This is a genomic window from Gemmatimonadaceae bacterium (assembly GCA_020846935.1).
Classification (GTDB): Bacteria; Gemmatimonadota; Gemmatimonadetes; order Gemmatimonadales; family Gemmatimonadaceae; genus RBC101.
On sequence record JADLCY010000006.1, the window covers coordinates 1 to 22,522 of the forward strand.

Below are 22,522 nucleotides of genomic sequence, written 5' to 3' on the forward strand. Positions count from 1 at the left end.
AGGCGGTATCGTCTAGGGGACTAGGACACAGCCCTCTCAAGGCTGGAACACGGGTTCGAATCCCGTTACCGCTATGGTTGGTGAGGTGGATCCGGCCCCATCGTCTATCGGCTAGGACGGCACCCTTTCACGGTGCAGAGAGGGGTTCGATTCCCCTTGGGGTCATCTGGTCGCTGCTCCTTGGCGCCAGGCGGAATCGTGGAGTTGGAAGCACATTGGGGCTGTAGCTCAGCAGGTTAGAGTGCCGGTCTGTCACACCGGAGGTCGCGGGTTCGAGCCCCGTCAGCCCCGTAGGTCATACAGCAGGACGTGAAGTGGCCGACACTTCACCGCGGTGCATGCCCAAGTGGTGAAATTGGTAGACACGCCATCTTGAGGGGGTGGTGCCGAAAGGCGTAGCGGTTCGAGTCCGCTCTTGGGCACTCAGCAGGTCTGCCAGCGTAGCTCAGTGGTAGAGCACCCGATTCGTAATCGGGCGGTCGTCAGTTCAATCCTGACCGCTGGCTCTGAAGGCAAGGCTCGCCATTGCATTGGCGGGCCTTTTGTCTTGGCACTCCGCCCAGCGACGCGCCTTTCTTCCCCACCGGCCGCCCGATACCTTTCCGGTCCTTGCGGGCGTAATTCAGTTGGTAGAATGCCAGCTTCCCAAGCTGGACGTCGTGGGTTCGAGTCCCATCGCCCGCTCTCGCCGTGCCCGCGCCCGGTCCATCTGGACCGGGCGTTCTCATTTCCGGCGTGCACGCCCCGTGTTGCCTGCCCTCATGCTTCCGCTCGTCAACGCTTTTCTCCTGGTTGGGCTGTCCCTTGTATTCGCGAGATCGGCGCCCGCGCAGCGCCCTGACTCCACCGCGCGCCTTCGCGTGCGCGTGACGCACGAGGGCGCACCCGTAGCGGACGCACTCGTGCGCGCGGGGCGCCTCGCGACGCAGACTGACAGTGCAGGAGAGGCGCGGCTGGTGCTCCCTGCCGGATCACACCACCTGGTGGTTTCGCGAATCGGGTTCCAACCCCACGCCCTCACGCTCTCGCTCCTGGCCGGAGCAGACACAACCATCCGCGTGGCGTTCGAGGCTGCGGTCGCCGAAATGGAGGCGATCCTCGTGAGCGCCACCCGCAACGAACGCCGCGTGGAAGACCTGCCGCTGCGCGTCGAGGTCATCGACGAGGAGGAAGTCGCCGAGAAGGTCTCGATGACGCCGGGCGACATTGCGATGATGCTGAACGAAACTGCCGGCCTCCGCGTGCAGGTGACCAATCCGTCTCTGGGCGGCGCCAACGTCAGAATGCAGGGACTGCTGGGCCGCTACTCGCTGCTGCTTGCCGACGGACTGCCACTCTACGGCGGGCAGGCCGGAGGGCTTGGCCTCCTCCAGGTGCCTCCGGTGGACCTCGGTCGCGTCGAGGTGATCAAGGGCGCCGCGTCTTCGCTCTACGGGCCGGGAGCCTCGGGTGGTGTGGTCAACCTCATCTCCAGGCGACCGGAGGAGCAGGCGTCCCGGACCTTGCTCGTCAACCAGACGTCCCGCGGCGGCACGGACGGGGTGGTCTTTGTCTCGGCGCCACTCACCGAGCGCATCGGCTACACATTGCTTGCCGGCATGCATCGGCAGCTCGCGCAGGACGTGGACGACGATGCCTGGATCGACGTACCCGGCTACCGGCGCGTCGTGGTGCGGCCGCGGGGGTACTTCGACGACGGCGCGGGGCGCACGGCGTTTGTCACCGCTGGCTTCACCGGCGAGGGTCGCGATGGCGGCACGCGCGACGGACGTGTGGCTCCCGACGGACGTCCGTTCGCTGAAGGCCTGCGGACGCGCCGCGCGGACGCCGGCGCGCTGGCGCGATGGCTCGTGCGCGACTCGACGAGCGCCTGGCACGGCGCGATTGTCACCCTGCGCGGGTCGGCGATGCGCCAGCGGCACGAGCACACGTTTGGCCCGGTGCGCGAGGACGACGTGCATCGCACGGCATTCGGGGAGGCCTCGGTCGCCGTACCGCGAGGGGCCGCCACCTGGGTTGGTGGTGTGGCGTGGCAGCAGGATGCCTATCGTTCCCGGCGGCTTCCCATGTTCGACTACACGTTCACGATACCGGCCGTCTTTGCGCAGGTCGATGTGGACGCGGCGTCCTGGCTCGTCGTCTCCACGAGTGCCAGGGTCGACGCGCATAACGTGTACGGGACCGCGGTGAACCCGCGGGCGTCGCTGCTCGCCCGGCGACCGGCCGACGGCATGCTGGCCGGGTGGTCGACGCGCGCCTCGGCCGGGCTCGGCAGCTTTGCGCCGACGCCGTTCACGGACGAGACCGAGGTGACCGGACTTTCCGCGCTCGTTCCGCTCAGCGGCCTGGTGGCTGAGCGTGTGGTGAGCGCGTCGTTCGACGTGGGCGGGCCGATCGCGCTGACGCGCGGTCGCATCGAGCTGCAGGCGACCGCATTTGGTTCACGCGTGCGACGTCCGCTCCAGGTCCTCGACGCGCCCGCCGGCGCCGTGGATCGATTCCAACTCGTGAATGCCGGCGGCCCGACGCACACCTGGGGCGGCGAGTTACTCGGTCGCCTCGTGCGCCCGCTCGGCGCCGATGACGATGCGCCGGCGCTGCGCGTGACCGCGACGTACACCTACCTGCGCTCGCGGGAGTGCGATGTCGACGTGAGCCACGCACGCGGGTGCCCGCGCCGGGAAGTGCCGCTGACGCCGCGTCATGCCGCGGGGTTGGTCGCGTCGGTTGAGCAGGAGGGGCGGAGCCGCGTCGGGCTCGAGGTCTATCACACCGGACGCCAGGCCTTGCACCGCAATCCGTATCGCGCCATGAGCCGGCCCTATGTCATCGTCGGCGTGCTTGGCGAGCGCGCGGTGACGGTGGGGGCCGCCACCGCGCGCCTGTTCATCAACTTCGAGAACCTCACCAACGTGCGGCAGACCCGCTACGACCCCCTGCTGCTGCCCTCGCGAGGCCCCGGGGGGCGCTGGACCACGGATGCGTGGACAGACCTCGCCGGGTTCACCATGAACGGCGGCGTCAGGCTCGTATTCTGACCCGCCGGAGCCTCAGGCTGTTGGTGACTACGCTGACCGAGCTGAACGCCATCGCGGCGCTCGCGAGGATCGGGCTCAGCAGCAGGCCAAACGCCGGGTAGAGCACGCCGGCCGCGACCGGAATGCCGACCACATTGTAGATGAAGGCCCAGAACAGGTTCTGCTTCATGGTGCGCATCGTTTGTCGCGAGAGCGCGACCGCCTCGACGGCGCTTCGCAGGTCCCCGCGCATAAGCACCACGTCGCCCGCCTCGACCGCGATGTCGGTGCCGGTGCCGATGGCCATGCCGATGTCTGCCTGGGCGAGCGCCGGTGCATCGTTGATCCCGTCGCCGACCATGGCCACGACGCGACCGCTGGCCTGCAGGCGCCGGATCTCGTCTACCTTGCCCTGTGGGAGCACGCCTGCCACGACGCGATCGATGCCAGCTTCGCGCGCCACCGCTTCGGCTGTGCGAATGTTGTCGCCAGTGAGCATGACCACGTCCAGGTGCATCGCGTGGAAACGCGCGATCGCTTCGCGCGACGTCGGCTTGATCGGGTCGGCGATCGCCAGGAGCCCGGCCAGGGCGCCGTCGATCGCCACATAAACCGGCGTGCGGCCACGCTCGGCCAGCACCGTCGCGCGCTGCTGCACCACAGACACGTCGACCGCGTGGTCGGCCATCAGGGCTTCGTTGCCGATGGCGATGCCGCGTCCCTCCACGATCCCCATCGCCCCACGTCCTGTCACGGACTCGAAGTGCTCGGGCGCCCTCACCTCAACGCCTGCGTCGCGCGCTCGCTGCACGATCGCCTCGGCGAGCGGGTGTTCGCTGACCGACTCGAGCGCTGCGGCGAGCCGGAGCAGGTCCGGTTCGGCAAGTGAGCCCGTGGACACGACGTCGGTCACCGCGGGCCGACCCTCGGTGACGGTGCCGGTCTTGTCGAGCACGATGGTGTGCAGGTCACCCGCACGCTGCAGCGCTTCACCTCCCTTGATGAGCACGCCCAGTTCTGCCCCGCGCCCCGTGGCAACCATGACGGCGGTGGGTACCGCGAGGCCCATGGCACACGGGCAGGCAATGATCAGCACGGCCACGGCGGCGGCAAACGCGCGCACGCCGGGCGCCGAGTCCGCGGCGATGAACCACAACACGAAGGTCGCGACCGCAATCGAGAGCACGACCGGGACGAAGATCGCGCTGATGCGATCCGCGAGCCGCTGGATCGGCGCTCTCGACCCCTGGGCCTCGCGCATGAGCTGCACGATGCGCGAAAGGACGCTGTCGGCGCCGAGCGTGGTCGCGCGAAAGCGGAAGGCGCCCGTGCGGTTGATTGTGCCGCCGATGACGCGGTCACCCGCGCGCTTGGTCACCGGCATCGCTTCACCGGTGAGCATCGATTCATCGACGGCGCTTTCGCCGTTCGCTACCTCACCGTCGACCGGAATGCGTTCACCCGGCCGCACGACCACGACGTCACCCTGCCGAACGTCTTCGATCGGAAGATCCAGTTCGCGGTCGCCGCGAGCGACGCGCGCCGTTCGGGGTTGCAGCTCAACGAGTGCTCGCAGCGAGGCGGACGTCTGTCGCTTGGCGCGCGCCTCGAAGGCGCTGCCGGTGCGGATCAGCGCGATGATGATGATCACCGCTTCGTAGTAGACGTCGGGGGCGAGCCCACGCGAGAGAAAGAACTGCGGCGCCACGGTCGCGAACACCGAATACAGGAACGCGGCGCCCGTCCCGACGGCGATGAGCGTGTTCATGTCCGCGGCGCGATGCCGGAAGGCGGACCAGGCCCGGGTGTAGAAGTCGCGGCCGACCCACCACATGATCGCCGCCGTCGCGGCCAGCATCGCCCACGAAAGCACGCCCGGAGGAACGGCGTAGAGGAACGGGAGGGCGCGGCGAAGCAGCGGATCGAGCACAGCATTCGCCCACCGCATCACCGGATCCGATATGGCGCTGTGTGCACCAGCCGCGCCTGACATCAATGGCATGGAGACGACCATCGCCACGGCACCGACGATGCCGGCCACGAGCGCCTTGCGTCGCAGGTCATGGTATTCCTCATCCTGCGCCGCGTCGCGGGCGGCCTGCTCATCAAACGCGGTGCGTCCCGGCGCGGCCAGCTCGGCGCCGTACCCCGTGCCGCGGATCGTGTCGACCAGACGCTCGGGCGACACGGTCGCCGGGTCGTACGTGACCGTGGCGTCGTGCATCATGAAGTTCACGTTGGCCATCGCGACGCCGGGCTGTTTCTCGAGCGCGCGTTGCACGCGCGCCTGGCAGGCCGCGCACGTCATCCCGGTCACCGGAATGCGAAGAGTGCGCGATGCGTTCGGTTGCGTCTCGTCAGGCACCCGCGTGGTGATCGTCATGGCTCGCTACTCCGCGACCAGGCGTCCGCGCAGCATGCTCATGCCGCACATGAACTCGTAGGTACCCGCCTTCGGCGGCGTGACCTGCACGCTCGTGTCCTCGCCGGTGGGCAGGAACTTCCGAATCGCAAAGTCCGGAAAGACGACTTCCTCGGAGCAGCTCGAACGATCGCGACGCTCGAAGACGAGGCGGACTGACTGCCCCGCCTTCACTCGAACCGTGGCCGGCTCGTAGCCGCCATCGACCACGATGCGCACCTCCGCCGGGCCGGCGGACGTTCCCACGGTGGCCACGGCCGGTGCGTGCGAGAAGAAGAAGTACCAGTTGATCCAGGCGATCACCGCGATACCGGCGAACGCGATCGCCCATTCAGCGCTGCTCATGATTCCTCCGTTCCTTTATACCCTATGGGGGTATATTAGCATACCCGGGGGGTGTATGCAAGACTCCCGTGGTGCGTGGGTCGGCGGGGACGCCCAGTTGGAGGAATCGGTACGCCGGAAAGACCTCCTCGTCGAAGGGCCGCAGGTGCACCAGGACGGACTGGACGGCCGGGATCGCTGCCCGATGGCGGACTTGACGGGACCGCCGAAGATGTGTGCGTCGTGGAGAGACATCAGCGACGCCTACTCTTCGAACGGCTCCATATGCACCAGGACCGACTGCACGGCCGGGATCGCTGCCCGGATGGCGGACTTGACGGTGCCGCCGAGAATGTGTGCGTCGTGGAGAGACATCGCGGGGTCGGCCTGGACGTGAATCGTCAGGCGGAGATGCAGGCCGCTCTTTCGCAGGGCGAGCTTCTCGATGGCGCGAACGCCCTGGACGCTGCCGGCAACGGTCCGCACGCGGTCGACCACGCCGCCGTCTGGCGTGCGGTCCATCAGTTCACCGGATGAGCGAAGCAGCAGGTGGACGCCATTGGCGAGGATCACTCCGGACGCGATGAGTGCGGCCCAGTCATCGGCCGACTCCCATCCAGGACCACCGCCCACGGCGATGGCGATCCCCACGAACGCGGCGGTCGACGTGATCGCATCGGACAAATGATGCCAGGCATCGGCCGCGACGGCACTCGAGCCGATGTCGGTGGCCACGGACTGCACGCGCCGCGAGAGGGCCCACTTGGCGATGACGACGAGCACGAGGACCAGCAGCGTCCACGGCGCCGGCGTCGAATGTGGGGTGCGGATCTCGCGAATGGATTCGATCCCAATGCCGATCGCGGCCCCGACGAGCATGATCGCGACGACCGCGCCAGCGAGCGTTTCGGCGCGACCGTACCCGAAGGGATAGACGTCGTCGGGTTCGCGACTGGCCACGCGCAAGCCACCCCAGACGATGAGCGAGCCGAGAATGTCGGCGGTGGACTCGACGGCATCGGCGACGAGGGCGTAGCTGTTGCCGACGATGCCCGCGACGAGCTTGACGATGGCGAGGGTCGCGTTGACGAGCATCCCGGCTTTGGCGGAGCGGATGCCGCGTTCGGTCGACGTGCCGGGGTTGGCGGTGGGAGCCTTCACGTCAGGCAGTCAACAGGGTGGCGAGGCGAGTCATCACGGCCGCCAGGTCCACCTTCTGGTCGATGACGGCGCGCACGGGGTCGGCACCGAGCGTGGTCATGCGATCGACCGCCGTTCGGATGGTGTAGCGTCGAGGGTCGAGATCCTGGTTGACCTCGTCCCAGGTGAGGGGCATGGACACGGTTGCGCCGGGGAGGGGTCGCACGCTGAAGGGAGAGACGATGAGCTGCCCATGGCGGTTCTGCAGGTAATCGAGGTACACCTTGTCGCCGCGGCGTGTGACGTGACGCGTGATGGTCGTGATGTCACCCAGCTCGCGGATGACGAGCCGCGCCAGCAGCTCGCCGAGGGTGCGGCTCTGCTCGTACGTGCATTGCAGGCCGAGGGGGATCATGATGTGCAGGCCGGTCTTGCCGGTGGTCTTGATGTAGTCCGGCAGCCCCAGCTCACCACAGAGACGATGCAGGACCAGCGCCGTCTTCACGACGTCGGAGAACGGGGCATCCTTGGGGTCGAGGTCGATCACGCACCAGTCGGGACGTTCCAGCGACTCGACACGACTCATCCAGATGTGCAGCGGGATCGTGCCGCTGTTGGCGAGGTACACGACGCCATCGACGTCGTCACAGACGAAGTACTGGATGAAGCGATTGGTGTCGCTGCTCCAGATGGGCACCGTGCGCATCCACTCCGGCGCGAACTCGGGTGCATCCTTCTGGTAGAACGACTTGCCGTCGATGCCGTCGGGGAATCGGGTGAGCACCACGGGTCGATCGCGCAGGTAGGGGAGCAGCCAGGGGGCGATGGCGCGGTAGTACTCGATGAGGTCGCCCTTGGTGTACTTCTCCGCCGGCCAGAAGACCTTCTTTGGATTGGAGATGTTCACGGCGCGCGACACCACGCGCGGCGGCAGGTGCGGATCGTGGTCGAGCGCACCATCGGACGTTGTGTCGGGCGCTGTCGTCTGCGGTGTCGCTGCCGCGCCGTTCGATGCGCCGCCATCGACGTGGCGCCAGTCCTGCCGTTCGCAGTCGTGCGGCCGTTTGTCGTCGCGCAAGCGGAGGAATGCAGGATGGCGCAGTACGCCGTCCGGCGTCCACTCGGTGTATCGCACCTCGCAGACGTGGCGCGGCTCCACCCAGGTCGTGGAGGCGGTGTCCGGAATCGCCGTCGAGGGGAGAGGAGGTTCGCCTCGTGCACGCACGGGTCCAAAGCAGGGCGGCGCGTCGCGGATGTCGGGCGTGAGCATGGCGTGGATCTCGTGCAGCGCCCGGTCCGTGAACCCGGTGCCCGCGCGACCGGTGTACACGAGGGCGCCGTCCACGTAGTCGGCGAGTTGCAGTGCGCCAAAGCCGGTGCGGCTTCCCTGCGGGGCTGTGAACCCGACGACCACGAAATCCCCGGAGTTCTGCGCCTTGATCTTGAGCCACTGGCTGCTGCGCCCGGCGCGGTAGGGCGCGTCCGCGCGCTTGGCGACGATGCCCTCGAGGCCCATCGTGCCGACCTGGGCGAGCATGGCTTCGCCCTGCGTTTCGATGTGTTCGAGGTACCGTACGGCGCCGACCGGCGGGAGCGCGCGCTGCAGGAACGCCTTGCGTCTGACGAGGGTGAGGTCGCGCAGGTCCATCTGTTCGAACCCGAGGAGGTCAAACACGTAGAAGGTCGTTGGCAGCTCCACCGCGAGCCGTCGAATGTCCGGCTCGCTGGTCAGGCTCCCGCGCTTCTGCAACAGGGAGAAGCTCGGCCGTCCCGCGGAGTCGAGCGCGACGATCTCGCCGTCCATCACGAACTGCTCGAAGGGCAGGGCACGCAACGCCCTGGCGACTTCTGGAAAGACGCGCGTGTAGTCGTTCCCGTTGCGCGTCATCAGGGTCACCTCGCCCTTGTCCCGCGCGGCGAGCATGCGATAGCCGTCCATCTTGAGCTCGAAGATCCAGCCCTCGCGCGTGAACGCATCGTCACGCGGTTCGGCGAGCATGACTTCAGCCGTGCGGAGCGTGACCGGCCCGGGCCGCGCCGCGCCTTCCACCTCCCGACGGAGTGCACTCGCGTCGGAGCGTCCGGTCTTCACCTCCTCGACGGTGAGTCCCGACAGGACGGACTCCTCGGGAAACTGGTCGCCCGGCGAACGAAGGTACGCGTCGCGCTCCTTGATGAAGAGCCAGTCCTTCTCGCTCTTCTTGATCTTCACGAGCGTCCACTTGCCCTTGAGCTTGTAGCCCTTGAGTTCGAAGAGGAGCTTCCCCTTCTCCAGTCCCTCGCGCCAGTCCTCGAGTGGCACCCACTCGCCGCGGTCCCAGACGATGACGCCGCCTGCGCCGTAGTTGCCCTCGGGAATCACACCCTCGAAGTCGGCGTACTCGAGCGGGTGGTCTTCCACTTTCACGGCGAGCCGCTTGTCGGCCTGGTCATACGACGGTCCGCGGGGCACGGCCCACGAGCGCAACACGCCGTCCATCTCGAGGCGGAGGTCGAAGTGCAGCTGACGCGCGGCGTGCTTGTGGACGACGAAGAGCCGGCCCGGGATCGCCGAAATGCTGCCGACGGGTTCCGGTGAGCGGTCGGCCGACCGCTTGGCCCGATAGGTGGCGAGGTGGTCGGCGGGTGGCGGTGTTTCGTCGTCCGGAGACATGGGGGAATACTATGGGCCGGAGACGCCATGTCGGGCCACGGGCGACGCATCATCCCAGCGGCTTTGGTGCCGGACGAGGGGACGCCATACATTGGAAGCACTGCCTCGAGCCAGGGACCGCGCGGCGGCCCCACCCGTCCAATCGCCCACCGCCCGGACCATGCCTGCCCGCTCAATCGGTACCGCCACCATCTCGTTCGGCCTCGTGTCCGTTCCGGTGAACGTGTATTCGTCCTCGGAGTCGCGGCAGAGCGTGTCGTTCAACATGCTGTCCAAGAAGTCGCTCACGCGAGTGAAGCAACAGTACATCGACCCGAAGACCAACGAGGTGGTGCCGCGTGAGGAGATGGTGAAGGGCTACGAGTTCGCGAAGGACCAGTACGTGGTGTTCACGCCCGAGGAACTGAAGGCCCTGGAGGAGAAGGCGACCGGGACGATCGACATCGTCGAGTTCGTGCCGCTGGCCCGCGTGGACCGCGAGTACCTCGACAAGGTGTACTACGTGGGTCCGGACAAGGGCGGCGATCGCGCGTACCGGCTGCTCGCCAAGGCCCTCGAGGAAACGGGCAAGGCGGCGCTGGGACAATACGCGGCGCGTGGCCAGCAGCACCTCATACTCATCCGGCCGCGCAACGGCGTGCTGGTGATGGAGCAGCTCCATTACGCCGACGAGCTGCGCTCGACGTCGGAAGTGCCGGTCGGCGAGGGCGAGATCAAGCCGATGGAGCTCACGCTGGCCAAGCAGCTCATCGAGCAGACGTCCAACGAGGACTTCCAGCCCGAGAAGTACCGGGACACGGTGCGCGAGCGCGTGCTCGAGGCGATCAACCGCAAGGTGGACGGTCAGGAGATCACCGCCGAGGCGCCGCAGGACGGCGGCGGCAAGATCATCGACCTGATGGAAGCGCTCAAGGCGAGCCTTACGAAGCAGGGCGGCGCGGATACGGGCGGCGAGGGAGGCGAGCGCAAGGCGTCGTGAAGGTTCTCGTCGGCACGTCTGGGTTTGCCTTCAAGGAGTGGAAGGGCCCGTTCTATCCGGAAGACCTGCGGGACGATGACATGTTGCGCCACTACGGGACGCGATTCCCGACGGTGGAGATCAACAACACGTTCTATCGTCTGCCCCGGGAGTCGGTGCTGCTGGAGTGGGTATCGCAGGTACCGGCCGGGTTCACCTTCTCCATCAAGGCGTCGCAGCGCATCACGCACTACGCGCGACTCAAGGAGGAGTCGGCGGCGAGTCCGCTCGAGTTCCTGCTGCGCAATTGCGAAGTCATGGGCGACCGGCTGGGCGTGATCCTCTTCCAGTGTCCGCCAAACCTGAAGAAGGATCTGCCACGCCTGCAGCGGTTCTGTGACCTCCTCCCGGCGGGTCGTCGCTTTGCCTTCGAGTTCCGGAACGGGGAGTGGTATTCGGACGACGTGATCGCAGAGCTGCGCGGCCGCAACCTCGCGCTCGTGGTGAGCGACAGCGAGGAGTTCTCGGGCCCGATGATACCGACCGCGGACTGGGGATACGCACGGCTCCACCGGTTCGACTACGACGACAATGCGTTAGGTACGTGGGCCCGTCGCATTGCCGACGAGCCGTGGCGGGAGACGTTCGTGTTCTTCAAGCACGACTACTCGCCGTTCACGGGGCCACCGGCGGTGGCTGGCTTCACCGACGCACTTCCCGCGTCGGCGAGGGAGTGAGCGGCGCGCGCGCGTTGCCCATCGAGGACGAGTGGCTCTGGGGCTGGGATCAGACCCCGGGCATCGTGTCGGTGTGGGCCACGCTGGACGGTCGGGCCTGGGTCTGGCGTCGCGACCTCGCCGACGGATCGCTGCATCGGGAGCACGTGCGCTTTCGCCCGTGGCTGCTGCTGGACCGGCTCGACGATCTCACCCACCTCGGATCGACTCTTGGCCCCGAAGGCGGTGAGGCGCCGGTGACATGGCGCGAACTCGATGGGCCCGGCGAGCTGCGCTTTCTCGTGAGCGCCGCCGATGGACGCGTGCTTCGCGACGAGGTGCTGCAGGGCGCGTCGCGCCGAGTCGGACAGCGCGTGGGCCGGCTGCGCGACGTTGGCGCCGATCGTGTCCTGAGCCTGCCGCCGGACGAGCAGTACCTCGTTGCCACGGGGCGCACCTACTTTCGCGACCTGCCGTTCGAGCGGCTGCGCCGGCTTCAGCTCGACCTCGAGACCGAGGGACTCGACGCGCGCCGGCACCGGATCTTCATGGTGGCGGTGCGCGACCCGTCGGGACAGGCCACGACCCTGGAGGTACAGGCGCCCGGAGACCGCGGCGAGGCCGACCTGCTGGCGCGGCTGGTCGCCGCGGTGCGCGAGGCCGACCCGGACGTGATCGAGAACCACAACCTGCACGGGTTCGACCTGCCATTCCTCGAGCAGCGCGCCCGGCGACTCGGCGTGCGGCTCGCGTTAGGCAGGCTCGGCACGGGCCTCGTGTCCCGCGCGGCACGCCGCGGGGCCACGGGCGACGACGCCAGGCGCCGCACGCGACTCATCGCGCCCGGACGCGAACTGATCGACACGATGGACGCCGTCCTGCGCCACGACTTCTCGGCGCGCGACCTGCCCGGCCACGGCCTCAAGGCCGTCGCCAGGCACTTCGGACTTGCCGGCCCGGATCGGGTGGTGATCCGCGGCGACCGGATCGCCGAGGTCTATCGCAGCGACCCGGCACTCGTCAGGCGCTACGCCATCGCGGACGTGGAGGAGGTGGAGGGGCTGGCCCGGGTGCTCGGTGGCGCCGCGTTTGCCCTCGCCCGCATGGCGCCCAGGCGCTACGAACGCCTGGCCGACGCCGGCGCGGCAACAGGCGTGATCGACCCGCTGCTCGTGCGCGCGTACCTGCGCGCCGGGGCCGCGCTTCCTGCGCACCGCGAGGGACGATCCGACGCGCACACGGGCGCAGCGCTCCACCTGTTTGCGACCGGGGTCGCGTCGCGCGTCGTGAAGGCGGACGTCGCGAGTCTCTATCCGTCGTTGATGCGGGCATGGCGCATCGGGCCCGCACGTGATCACCTCGGCGCAATGCTCACGCTGGTCGACCGCCTGGTCGAGCGTCGACTGCAGGAGAAGGCGGCTGCCCGCCAGCATCCCGCGGGGTCCGCGGCGCGTCATACACACGAGGCCACCTCTGCCGCAATGAAGATCGTGGTGAACTCGGCCTACGGGTACCTCGCCGCGGGCGGTGGGCTCACGCGGTTTGCGGACGTCGACGCGGCCAACGAGGTGACGCGCCGCGGGCGCGAGACGCTCGACCTCATGTGTCGCGAACTCGCGACGCGGGGCGTCACCCTGCTGGAGGCCGACACCGACGGCGTGTACTTCGCGGTGCCGGCTGAGTGGACGGAGGCCGACGAACGCCGCGTCGTTGCCGAAGTGGCTGCGCTCTTCCCGCGACTGGTGCAACTCGAGTTCGAGGGGCGCTACCGCGCCATGCTTTCGCACGAACCCAAGAACTACGCACTGCTCGGCTACGACGGCACGCTGACGCTGCGCGGCGTGGCGTTCCGATCGAGCCGCGCCGAGCCATTTGGTGAGACGTTCCTGCGGCGTGCCCTCGCCCGCCTGCTGGTCGAGGATGTTGCCGGCGTGCGCGACGTGTACCTGGAAACGGTCGACGCGCTGCGCGGCCGGGCGCTCGCGACGCGCGAGGTGTCATCGAGGGTGCGCCTGACGAGGACGCCCGGGCAGTACCAGGGCGCACGCGAGCGCCGCCGCGAGCTGGTGTACGAAGCCCTGATCACGGCGGGCCGGGCGACCTGGCGGATCGGCGAACGCGTGCGCGTGTACCGCACCCGCGCGGGCGCCGGCGCGCTCGTGCCCGAGGAGGATGACGCCGACGCGCGCGACTACGATGTGGAGCACTACGTCGGCCAGCTGCGCGACACCTTTGCCGCGCGCCTTGCCCGCGCCTTCACCCCGGACGACTTTGCCGCCGTCTTCGCCGACCCGGTGCAGCTCTCGCTCTTTGTGCGGGATCCCGCGCAGATCCGCCCGCTGCTGCGGGTGCTGTCGACGGGAACGCGTTAGGCGAGGCCCATTTCGACGAGAAACCGCCGATCGACGCGCGGCGAGTCGCCGCGCTGCTCGGCCCACGTCAGCACGAGCCGATCGATGGTGCGCGTCATGCCCACGTACAGCAGGCGTCGCGCCTCGTCGACGTCGGCTTCGGAGCGCCGCTCGCTGCCGCCCGGGAGCAGGTCATCATCGGCGACCCCGACCAGGTAAACACGGGAGAACTCGAGTCCTTTGGTCGCGTGCAGCGTCAGCAGGTTCACACGGTCCTGGTCGGGCTCGGAGCCATCCCATCGGGACAGCACGACCGTCTCGAGGAAGCCTTCGAGTTGCGTGCTGAGTGGCGCCGCAGGGTCGATGCCTTCGAGGAGTCGTCGGAGGCGCGCCATCGTCTCCGGGTAGCGGGAGTCTGCGTCCTTGTCGGCACGGACCTTCGCCATGAGCACAGCCCCGCCGAGCAGGTCGATGAGTCGCGGCGTGTCGGGCGAGCCTGCGTCGCCGGCGCGCTCGCGCTCGTACGCCTCGAGCGCCGAGCTGTACTTGCCGAACGCAAAGATGCGCACGACGTCGAACAACGCTACGCCTTCGGAGCTGCGATCTGGCGTGAGCGCGAGCCCGATCGCGAGGTGATCGAGCAGGTTGGTGAGCGCCGTCTTGCGCGCTCTTGCGAGCTTGAGCTCGTTGAGTCGCTGAAAGACCTGGGCGAGCGCGACGGTGTCGTCCAGCGCGCGATGGCTGGCGCCGGCGTCGATGCCGAAGGCGTGAGCGAGTTCCGACAGCGAGCGACTGCCTGCGTGCAGCTCGCGCGCGAGCGGGAGGCTGTCGAAGGGCGTGAGGGAAAGAGGTTCACCGATGCCTTCCACGTGGCGGCGCAGCAGCGGAAAGTCGTAGCCGTGACCGTTGTGTGCGACGACCACATCCCGCCCGATGAAGTCACGCAGGGACGGCCACACGTCGGCGAAACTCGGCGCGTCCGCCACCATCGCGTCCGTGATGTGGTGAATGCGCGTCGAGTCCGGCGGGATCGGCGTGCCCGGATTCACCAGCGACTGGAAGCGATCCACCACCGCGCCATTGCGAACGCGGACCGCCGCCAGCTCGATGATGCGCGCGTCGCCGATCACGCGGCTCGTGGCCTCGATATCAAACGCGGTGAAGTCGGCAAAGATGTTGGTGAACTCGCGCGTCGCCAGGAGTTGCAGTGCCTTGAACAGCCCGAGGGCGGCGCCGAGCGATGGTACCGCGTCGCGGTCGATGAGGAGCGGACCGCTCGGGTGGGGCCGGTCGAGCAGGAGCCCCGGTTGGGCGGCGCGCAGCATGTTGCGCAGCGCGTATTCGATGCCACCCATCGGCGCAAACGCAACCGGCCGACCGCAAGCGATCGCGTCGGAGAGCGCGCTGGCGAGCGCCACGACTTCCGGGTTGGCGGCCGGATCGGTCCACTCATCATGCCGGTCCTCGATCACCGATCGATATTCGCCGACCCGCTGCGAAAGGAGCTCGTGCACCAGGAGTTCCAGCCGATGGTGACGCCGGGCCAGCGTCGCGAGGTTCTGCAGTTCGACGCGACCGCGCCGGATGCGGCGGGCATCTTCGGATCCCTTCGGGCGCTCGCGAGCGATCTGTTCCAGCTGCGCCAGCACGTCGTTGTCGCGAGCATCGGCGCGCGTGAGCGCCTCGGCGAACAAGGTGCCCGGCAGCACCACGCGCATGAACTCCGCTTCCCGCACGACGTCGTTGGGTTGCGCGATCACCTTGAGCGCCGCGATGAGGTAGCCCACCACCGGGTCGTCGCTCAGCGCGCGACCCTGCGCCATGCGACACGGCACGTCGGCGCGCAGGAACTCGGCTTCGAGCGCGCTCCCCATCGGGTTCGTGCGATAGAGCACGGCCACCTGACCCCAGCCCAGAGCATGCGTCTCGCGATCACGCTGGATGTCCTCGAGCAGCCAGGCGGCCTCGGCGGCGTCGTTGCTGAAGCGACGCACCTCGACGTCGAACGGCGATGTGTGCGACGTGTCAACCGCGCGTGGCTCGTCAAAGAGCGAGGCGTTCTGCTTCATGAGCGCCCGCCCCAGCGCGACGACCTGACTCGGGCTGCGTCGGTTCTCCCGCAGCGTGACCCGCTGATGAACGCCGAAGGTGTTGGCGAAGGTGAGAAACACCTTCGGGTCCGCCCCGGCCCACGAGTAGATCGACTGTTCATCGTCGCCGACGCCGAACACGTTGCCGTGTGATTTGACGAGGGCGTGCACGATGTCGAACTGCACCGGGTTCAGATCCTGGAACTCATCGACGAGCACATAGTCGAATCGATCGGCGACGAGTGACCCAACCTGCGGGTGGCCCATGGCGGCGGCGGCCTTGATGACCAGCGTATCAAAGTCGACGACGTTGCGACGTTCGAGGTATTGCTCGTACTTGCGTAGCTTGCGCGCATCGTCGTCGCCCAGGGCCTTGCCCTGAAAGCGCGCCTGGGAGATGCGCGACAGAAGCCCTTTCTGGAAGCGCGACGGCGTACCGAGGCGACTGAACACGGCGCGCTGATAGTCCTCGTCGGCAATGCCGAACCCGCGCCGGAGGCCAACCTGTGCCCCGTGATCGCGCAGGAGCTTCGCGCAGAACGCGTGAATCGTCCCGCTCCAGACCAGCCCGGAGCGCTCGCCGAGCCCGGACAGGCGATGCGCAATCTCTCCGGCGGCTTTGTTGGTGAACGTGAAGGCGCAGATGCGCTCGGGATCAAAGCCGCGCTGGCTGATCAGGAAGCGGATGCGCTCGATGAGGCAGAAGGTCTTGCCCGCTCCGGGCCCGGCGACCACCAGCACGGGTCCGAGCGGCGCTTCGATGGCCTGGCGCTGATCGGCGGAGGGAATTGGGGCTGCCACCGCCGGAAGCTACACGGGGGCGGGAAGGGAAGCAGGTCACGGCTCCACGACAGTGATGCGGACAGCGCCAGGCCGCTGGACCCTAGGGAATCTCTTCGGTCGACCTTTCCCTCACACGGTAAGCACCTCGGGTCCTCAGAGGGCTCACGTGCTGGCCACGCCACCATTCAGCTCGGCAAATCACGCGTCTCGTGGTGCGGAGTCGGCGCCCGCCACCAGCGAGCGTTTACGGAGCGGCCTTTTCGGCTTCGACGGTTTCGTGGGCAAGCAGCTGAAGTTCCTGCCACGCGGCGCGACTCAGGCCGCCAAAGCCGTCGGCGAACGGAATGGTGGTGATGTTTCGGCCGGACAGGCGCTCGTAGATGACGAGGCCCGCAAGGATGGTTCCCGTCGGCGACGGATGAAACCCGTCGGCTCCGTAGACGGCGAGCGACGCGTTGCGCGAAAGGCCGAGCCGCCAGGCCTCCCCGGCCGGGAGAAAGATCCCCTGAACAGAAGTGGCTGCATTCTTGTAGGCCGCCCGGACGCCGGGCCAGTCCCCCTGACGCGCGAGCGATGGCCACACCATGTAGAGCGCCGGCGTCGCCCCCGCCGCGCGGATTTCGGGTGCGAACCGCTCTGTCCACGTCCGCAGGAACGCCTGGTTGTCCGGGAGGGACGATGGCCCTTGCTGCATCACCACAAAGTCCCACGCGGCGGCCCGCAGTGCGCGACGCGCCGTCCCTTCGTTCCAGTGGTCCTCGAGCGCAAAGTCCGGGAACGCGACCGTTCGAGCTTCGACCGTATCTCCGGCCGCGCGGGCGATCGCGACCACGACACTCGGCAGGTCGTTCACGTAGGTGAGGCTGTTGCCGATGAACAGAACCCGGCGCCCAGGCCCAAGCGGGATGTCGAGCCCCGGCGCCGTGGGGGAGCCGAGGCATGACAACGTGAACGCAAGGAAGAGCGAACGGAGGAGAGTCATGGTCGCTGAGTCCGGTGGACGAGGTCGCAATCTCGGGTGCGCCGAGGATCCCGCCAGCGGTCGGTGACGGCCGAAGCGCTGCGGCGGACGAGCCGTCCGGCAGGCTCCGTCAAGTGCCGATCCGCGCTGCAACCATTGGGAGAGAGGGGTGGTCCAAACGCGGGTACCGACCGATCGGTGCACCGCGACTCACGGCACCCCTCTCACGACTGGTCCCGGATTCCTTGGGTTCGACGCCAGAGGCCGACAAGTTCCACCGAACGGCGCTGGCGAGCGATCGCCGGGGCGCCTCCCCATCGGTCAGGCATCGTATGAGGGCAAGCCGTCTTGCCGTGGCAATCGAGCGGCCACGTTCCCTGTGGCTCCACGCCTTCGCGGCGTGGACGCTGTACGGGCTCGTGCATGGCATCCTGTGGACGGCCGCCAACACGGTGCCCTCGGAGGCCTACCACTGGACCCTGCCCAGCGCGCTGATCCTCGCGTGGACGTGGGCGCTGTTCACGCCGCTGGTGTTTCGCCTCGCGCGCACGCTCTCCCCGTCGCGCGTGGGCTGGCCGCTCTCGATCGTCGGGCATGCGGCCTCCGCGCTCATCCTCGCGGCGAGCCTGCAGTGGGTACGCCGCGAGGCCATCGTCGCCTTTTCCGACTTTCCGAGAGATCCATACTGGTCGGCGCTGACGTACTGGTTCGATGTGTGGCTCTTCATCTACATCACCCTCGTCGTGATCGGCCGCGCGCTCGACCTGCGCCGCCGATATGCCGATCGCACCATGCGCGCCGACCTCCTCGAAACGCAGCTCGCGCGCGCACAGCTGCAGTACCTCGAATCACAGCTCCAGCCACACTTCCTGTTCAACGCGCTCAACACGATCGCCGAGCTGGCGCACGAAGCCCCCGCGGCGGCCGAGCGCATGCTGCAACGCCTGCGGGCGCTGCTGGCGATCTCGCTCGAACGCTACGGCCAGGACGAGGTCACGCTGGCGGACGAACTGTCGGCGCTCGAGCCGTACCTCGACATCCAGCGCACCCGCTTCTCCAATTGGCTCACCGTCGATGTGGACCTGCCTGACGAGGTGCGCCATGCACGGGTGCCGCACCTGATCCTGCAGCCGTTGGTGGAGAACGCGATTCGCCACGGCGTGTCGGTGCGTCAGGCGCCCGGGCGCATCCTGATCACGGCGCGTCGGGTCGGGGAGCGCCTGCGCGTGACCGTTGAAGACGATGGCGTGGGACTCTCGGCGTCCCCTCGTGAGGCACGCAGCGGGATCGGACTCCGGAACGTCGTTGATCGGCTGCGACAGTTGTACGGGACCGATCACGCATTGCAGTTGCGCGAGCGACCGGGCGGCGGCGCGATCGTGGAGTTCGAGGTGCCGTTCCGCGTGGACACGACGGTCGGATCCGAACCCGCTTTAGCGGAGTGGCCGTCGATCGACGAGATCTCGACTTGGCGGACGGGCGAGTTCGCCTCGACCGCGGTGACCGACGGCGCGAAGTCACCTGCAACTGGCGATGCGGCGCCGAGTCGTGAGACGCGTGCGCCCGATCCATCAGATGGGAGTCACGGCGTCGAGTGGCCGTCGCCGGCGCTGTCGTTGCGCGTGTGGCTCGGCATCGCCGGGATCTGGCTCCTGCTCGCCGTCTTCTGGACCAACCAATTGATGGTGTTCGACCGACTGCGCCCGACCACGGAGCCCATGAGCCTCTGGTCGACGGCGTTGCTGCAGCTCGGTGGCTCGGCGGCGTGGCTCGTGATGTCGCTTCCCGTGCTGTGGCTGGCCCAGCGGTTTCGCTTTACGCCCGACAACTGGCCTCGCGTCCTGCCGATTCATGTCGCCGCGGCGTTGGGATGTGGCTTTGCGCACCTGCTCCTGCTGCGGGTCGTCGGGTTGTCGACGATGCCCATGTTGTCATACCTCAATCTGAATCCGCTCACCGGAGACTTCTTCATCTACCTCGCGTTCCTCGCCTGGTCCCACTCGCGGGACTTTGTCGCCTGGTTCCGCGTGCGCGAGATCGAAACGGCCCGCCTGACCGCGTCGATCGCGCGGTCGCGGTTTCAGGCCCTGCGGGTGCAGCTGCGACCCGAGTTCGTCCTCGCGACGCTCGAGTACCTGGAGCGGCTGGTGCATGACGACGTCGATCGCGCCGAGCGACTGATCGCGCGCCTCGCCGACACGTTGCGGCTCACGCTGGACATCGGCAGACACGGGACAACCTCGATGGCGCGCGAACTGGAACTGGTGAGCGCTTGCATCGAAGCGCACGGGCTCGGCGTGCGCACCGGAGTGCGCCTGCGACAGCGCGTCGATGTGCACGCCCGTGACGATGCGGTGCCAAGCCGCCTGATCTGCGCGATGGTCGACGAACTGCTGGCGAACGTATGGCTGGCGCCCGAGGCCCCGCTGCTCGTGGACATCGACGTCGCGCGCGTGTCCGGGTACACGCAGGTCACGATTCGCGCCGTGGCAGAGGGCATCGTGCGGTCTGGCGTGTCCCACGCATGGTGGCACAAGCACGGCGTCGCCGAACGCGCGGTGGAGCACGCCGGGAGCATGGTATCCGTCCTCGTTCCCGATACGACGAGCGTGATGCTCATGATCGGCGATGACGCCGCGCGTGCCACGGATGAGGTCGAGGAGCCGTCGGAGGTGCTGTTGCAGGCCGGGTGAGCGATCGGCTCCGTCGCGCACTCCGGGTGGTGCAGGTCCCGCAGGATCCCAAACCCTTCAGCCCCACCAGCCTATGCCAGTTCGTGTGTTGATTGTGGATGACGAGCCCATCGCCCGGCGACGCCTGCGCCGACTCCTGCGGCTCGAAGACGATGTCGAGGTGGTCGCGGACGTCGGGAGCGGTCGCGAGGCGATCGAAACCATCCAGCGCGACCGTCCGGACCTGGTGTTGCTCGACGTGCAGATGCCCGACGTGGACGGGTTTGGCGTGGTCGACGCCCTCGGCGTCGACCACATGCCGGCCACGATTTTCGTCACCGCGTACAACGAGTACGCCGTTCGGGCGTTCGATGTCCACGCCATCGACTACCTGCTCAAACCATTCGATGGCGAACGGTTCAAGGCCGCGTTTCAGCGTGCACGGCTGCACCTCGAGCAGGTGTCGTCCGCCGAGCAGGGTCGTCGCATCAAGGCGCTGCTCGAACAGGTGCTGGGCGAGGGCGGGGTCGCGGCGACGGCGGGGGCCGGCGCTCCCCCCACGCTCGTCGCGCACCAGGGCGGGGCCGCGTCGTCGCCGCGGCATCGCTTCGTCGATCGTCTCATGGTGAAGCACGATGGTCGCGTGTTCTTCGTGAAGGTCACCGATGTCGATTGGTTCGAGGCCTCGGGGAACTACGTGCGCATCCATACGGGCAAGGTCTCGCACCTGATCCGGGAGACCATGCAGCGCGTGGAGTCGCAGCTGGATCCCTCGATGTTCGTGCGCATCCATCGGGCAGTGATCGTGAACCTCGACCGCATTCGTGAGCTGCAGCCGTGGTTTGCCGGGGACTACGTGGTGATCCTGCGGGACGGCCGTCAGCTCAAGCTGAGCCGGACGTACCGCGAACACCTGCACACGCGGATGCAGCGCCTGGCGTGACCTGGTGTACCAGGTGCAGGGACGGGTACGCGGCGCAGGCCGCGTACCCGTTTGCGCTTCTGTCCGGTGGTCTGGCGCTGGTAGTTTGCGTGCGACCTCCCGCGCATGCGCAGACAACGAACCTGCGCTTGCTCGTCGCCCACCATGACGGCCATGACACCACACGTCCGAGTCCCGCAGGTCAACGTCGAGTCCGCGACCCCGGCACAACGGGCCGCGGCCGCCGACCACGAGCGCGTGGCCACGATGACCAACCTCAAGCGCACGATGCTGCAGTCCGTGCCGGCCTTTCGCGCGCTCATGACCTGGTATGATCTGCGCGACACCGTGCGGCCGTTTCTCGGCGAGCGACTGACGACCATCTTTGCGCACGCGATCTCCGCGTCGACCGATTGCCTGATCTGCAGCACGTTCTTCCGGCGTCTGTTGATCGAAGCCGGGGACGATCCCGATGCGCTCGTGCTCGACGACCGGGAGCGCGCGGTGGTGGCGTATGGTCGGCGCCTGTCGGCCTCGCCGTTCTTCGTGCCCGAGGCAACGTTCGGGCCGGTGCGTGCGCTCTTCTCGGATGAGGAACTCGTGGCCCTCACCGCGTTCGGCGCGTTGATGGTGGCCACGAACGTGATGGTCAACGCACTCGACGTGCCGCTCGACGGCTACCTCGAACCCTATCGTCGGCGGGCATCATGAAGCGATTCGACGGGCAGGTGGTGTTCATCACCGGGGCGGCGCATGGACAGGGGCGAGCGACGGCGCTCGCCTTCGCACGCGAGGGCGCCCGCGTCGTGGCCCTGGACGTCGCGCGTCCGCTGGCCTATCCCGGCTACGCGTTAGGCTCGGCGGACGACCTGTCGTCGCTGGAAGCGGCCGTGCGGGCAAGCGGGAGCGAGGCGTTGACGTTCGTGGGCGATGTGCGCGACGACGCGGCCGTGACCGCGGCGGTGCAGGCGACCGTCGCCGCGTTCGGGCGCATCGACGTGCTGTTCAACAACGCCGGCATCTGCGCGTACGGACTCGCCCACGAACTCGGTGAAGGCGAGTGGGACGCGATGATGGACATCAATGTCAAGGGTGCGTGGCTCGTCGCCCGGCGCGTCATTTCCGTGATGATCGCACAGCAGCGCGGGGTGATCATCAACAATTCGTCGATTGCCGGCCTGCGCGGGATGGGCGGACTGAGCCACTATGCCGCGTCCAAGTGGGCGCTCACGGGGCTCACCAAGTCGTGGGCGATCGAGCTGGCGCCGCACGGCATCCGCGTGAACTCCGTGCATCCCACGGGCGTGAACACTCCGATGAACGACGGCCTCGCGGCCCTGGAGGGCCTGACGCCGCGCGAGGTGGCCGAGCGTTCGGCGGGGAACCTGTTGCCGGTGCCGTGGGTGGAGCCGGAGGACGTGGCGGCGGCCGTGCTCTTTCTGGCGTCGTCGGAGGCGCGGTACGTGACCGGGACGCAGTTCGTGGTGGACGCGGGGCTGCTGAGCCGTTGAGA

Annotated in this window: 14 protein-coding genes and 6 tRNA genes; 14 read left to right on the forward strand and 6 right to left on the reverse strand. The window is 68.0% G+C overall.

Annotated elements, in window-relative coordinates; all coding sequences use genetic code 11:
* The first annotated feature begins 1 nt into the window (after position 1).
* From IT361_07550 to IT361_07580, 7 genes are all read left to right on the forward strand, one after another.
* Positions 2 to 74 (forward strand) — tRNA-Glu (locus IT361_07550).
* A 19-nt stretch (positions 75 to 93) separates the two neighbouring features.
* Positions 94 to 165, forward strand: a tRNA-Glu gene (locus tag IT361_07555).
* A gap of 52 nt (positions 166 to 217) precedes the next feature.
* A tRNA-Asp gene (locus IT361_07560) sits at positions 218 to 291 on the forward strand.
* A 49-nt stretch (positions 292 to 340) separates the two neighbouring features.
* Positions 341 to 422 (forward strand) — tRNA-Leu (locus tag IT361_07565).
* Positions 423 to 434: 12 nt separating this feature from the next.
* A tRNA-Thr gene (locus IT361_07570) sits at positions 435 to 506 on the forward strand.
* A gap of 105 nt (positions 507 to 611) precedes the next feature.
* Positions 612 to 684, forward strand: a tRNA-Gly gene (locus IT361_07575).
* A 62-nt stretch (positions 685 to 746) separates the two neighbouring features.
* A complete protein-coding gene (locus IT361_07580; GenBank protein MCC6317536.1) occupies positions 747 to 3,038 on the forward strand; it encodes a TonB-dependent receptor in 2,292 nt (763 codons plus the stop codon).
* On the opposite strand, the gene IT361_07585 is transcribed toward IT361_07580, so the two are convergent.
* From IT361_07585 to ligD, 4 genes are all read right to left on the reverse strand, one after another.
* Positions 3,022 to 5,400, reverse strand: a complete 2,379-nt coding sequence (locus tag IT361_07585; protein ID MCC6317537.1) for a heavy metal translocating P-type ATPase — start codon at positions 5,398 to 5,400, stop codon at positions 3,022 to 3,024. The genes IT361_07580 and IT361_07585 overlap by 17 nt on opposite strands.
* Before the next feature lie 6 nt (positions 5,401 to 5,406).
* Complete coding sequence (locus IT361_07590; protein MCC6317538.1) at positions 5,407 to 5,784, reverse strand: cupredoxin domain-containing protein; 378 nt, start codon at positions 5,782 to 5,784, stop codon at positions 5,407 to 5,409.
* Positions 5,785 to 6,027: 243 nt separating this feature from the next.
* Complete coding sequence (locus IT361_07595; GenBank protein MCC6317539.1) at positions 6,028 to 6,879, reverse strand: cation transporter; 852 nt, start codon at positions 6,877 to 6,879, stop codon at positions 6,028 to 6,030.
* A gap of 46 nt (positions 6,880 to 6,925) precedes the next feature.
* Positions 6,926 to 9,556, reverse strand: a complete 2,631-nt coding sequence (gene ligD / locus IT361_07600) for a DNA ligase D (GenBank protein ID MCC6317540.1) — start codon at positions 9,554 to 9,556, stop codon at positions 6,926 to 6,928.
* 160 nt (positions 9,557 to 9,716) lie between these two features.
* On the opposite strand from ligD, the gene IT361_07605 reads away from it, so the two are divergent.
* From IT361_07605 to IT361_07615, 3 genes are read left to right on the forward strand one after another with little or no spacing between them, the layout of a single operon-like run.
* Entirely contained in the window at positions 9,717 to 10,535 is an 819-nt protein-coding gene (locus tag IT361_07605) for a Ku protein (GenBank protein MCC6317541.1), read from the forward strand.
* Positions 10,532 to 11,251: a DUF72 domain-containing protein gene (locus IT361_07610; GenBank protein ID MCC6317542.1), complete on the forward strand. Its 720-nt coding sequence runs from the start codon at positions 10,532 to 10,534 to the stop codon at positions 11,249 to 11,251. Before IT361_07605 ends, IT361_07610 begins: the two co-directional genes overlap by 4 nt.
* A gap of 20 nt (positions 11,252 to 11,271) precedes the next feature.
* Positions 11,272 to 13,602, forward strand: coding sequence for a ribonuclease H-like domain-containing protein (locus tag IT361_07615; GenBank protein MCC6317543.1), 2,331 nt, complete (start codon positions 11,272 to 11,274; stop codon positions 13,600 to 13,602).
* Here the strand turns inward: IT361_07615 and IT361_07620 are convergent.
* The gene (locus IT361_07620) at positions 13,599 to 16,472 is read right to left on the reverse strand and encodes a UvrD-helicase domain-containing protein (GenBank protein MCC6317544.1); all 2,874 of its coding nucleotides are present in this window, start codon (positions 16,470 to 16,472) and stop codon (positions 13,599 to 13,601) included. The two genes, IT361_07615 and IT361_07620, sit on opposite strands and share 4 nt — an antisense overlap.
* Positions 16,473 to 16,698: 226 nt before the next feature.
* Positions 16,699 to 17,436, reverse strand: coding sequence for a hypothetical protein (locus tag IT361_07625; GenBank protein ID MCC6317545.1), 738 nt, complete (start codon positions 17,434 to 17,436; stop codon positions 16,699 to 16,701).
* Positions 17,437 to 17,747: 311 nt separating this feature from the next.
* Here IT361_07625 and IT361_07630 point away from each other — a divergent pair, with 311 nt between their 5' ends.
* The 4 genes from IT361_07630 to IT361_07645 all read left to right on the forward strand — a co-directional run bounded on the left by IT361_07630 (position 17,748) and on the right by IT361_07645 (position 22,520).
* Complete coding sequence (locus IT361_07630; protein MCC6317546.1) at positions 17,748 to 20,108, forward strand: histidine kinase; 2,361 nt, start codon at positions 17,748 to 17,750, stop codon at positions 20,106 to 20,108.
* A gap of 73 nt (positions 20,109 to 20,181) precedes the next feature.
* On the forward strand, positions 20,182 to 21,030 hold the full coding sequence (locus tag IT361_07635) for a response regulator transcription factor (protein ID MCC6317547.1): 849 nt from the start codon (positions 20,182 to 20,184) through the stop codon (positions 21,028 to 21,030).
* A gap of 153 nt (positions 21,031 to 21,183) precedes the next feature.
* Positions 21,184 to 21,720 carry a hypothetical protein gene (locus IT361_07640; protein ID MCC6317548.1) on the forward strand — a complete coding sequence of 179 codons (537 nt, stop codon included), beginning with the start codon at positions 21,184 to 21,186 and terminating at the stop codon, positions 21,718 to 21,720.
* Positions 21,717 to 22,520 (forward strand): mycofactocin-coupled SDR family oxidoreductase, encoded by an 804-nt coding sequence (locus IT361_07645; GenBank protein ID MCC6317549.1) that lies wholly within the window; start codon positions 21,717 to 21,719, stop codon positions 22,518 to 22,520. Before IT361_07640 ends, IT361_07645 begins: the two co-directional genes overlap by 4 nt.
* Positions 22,521 to 22,522 lie beyond the last annotated feature (2 nt).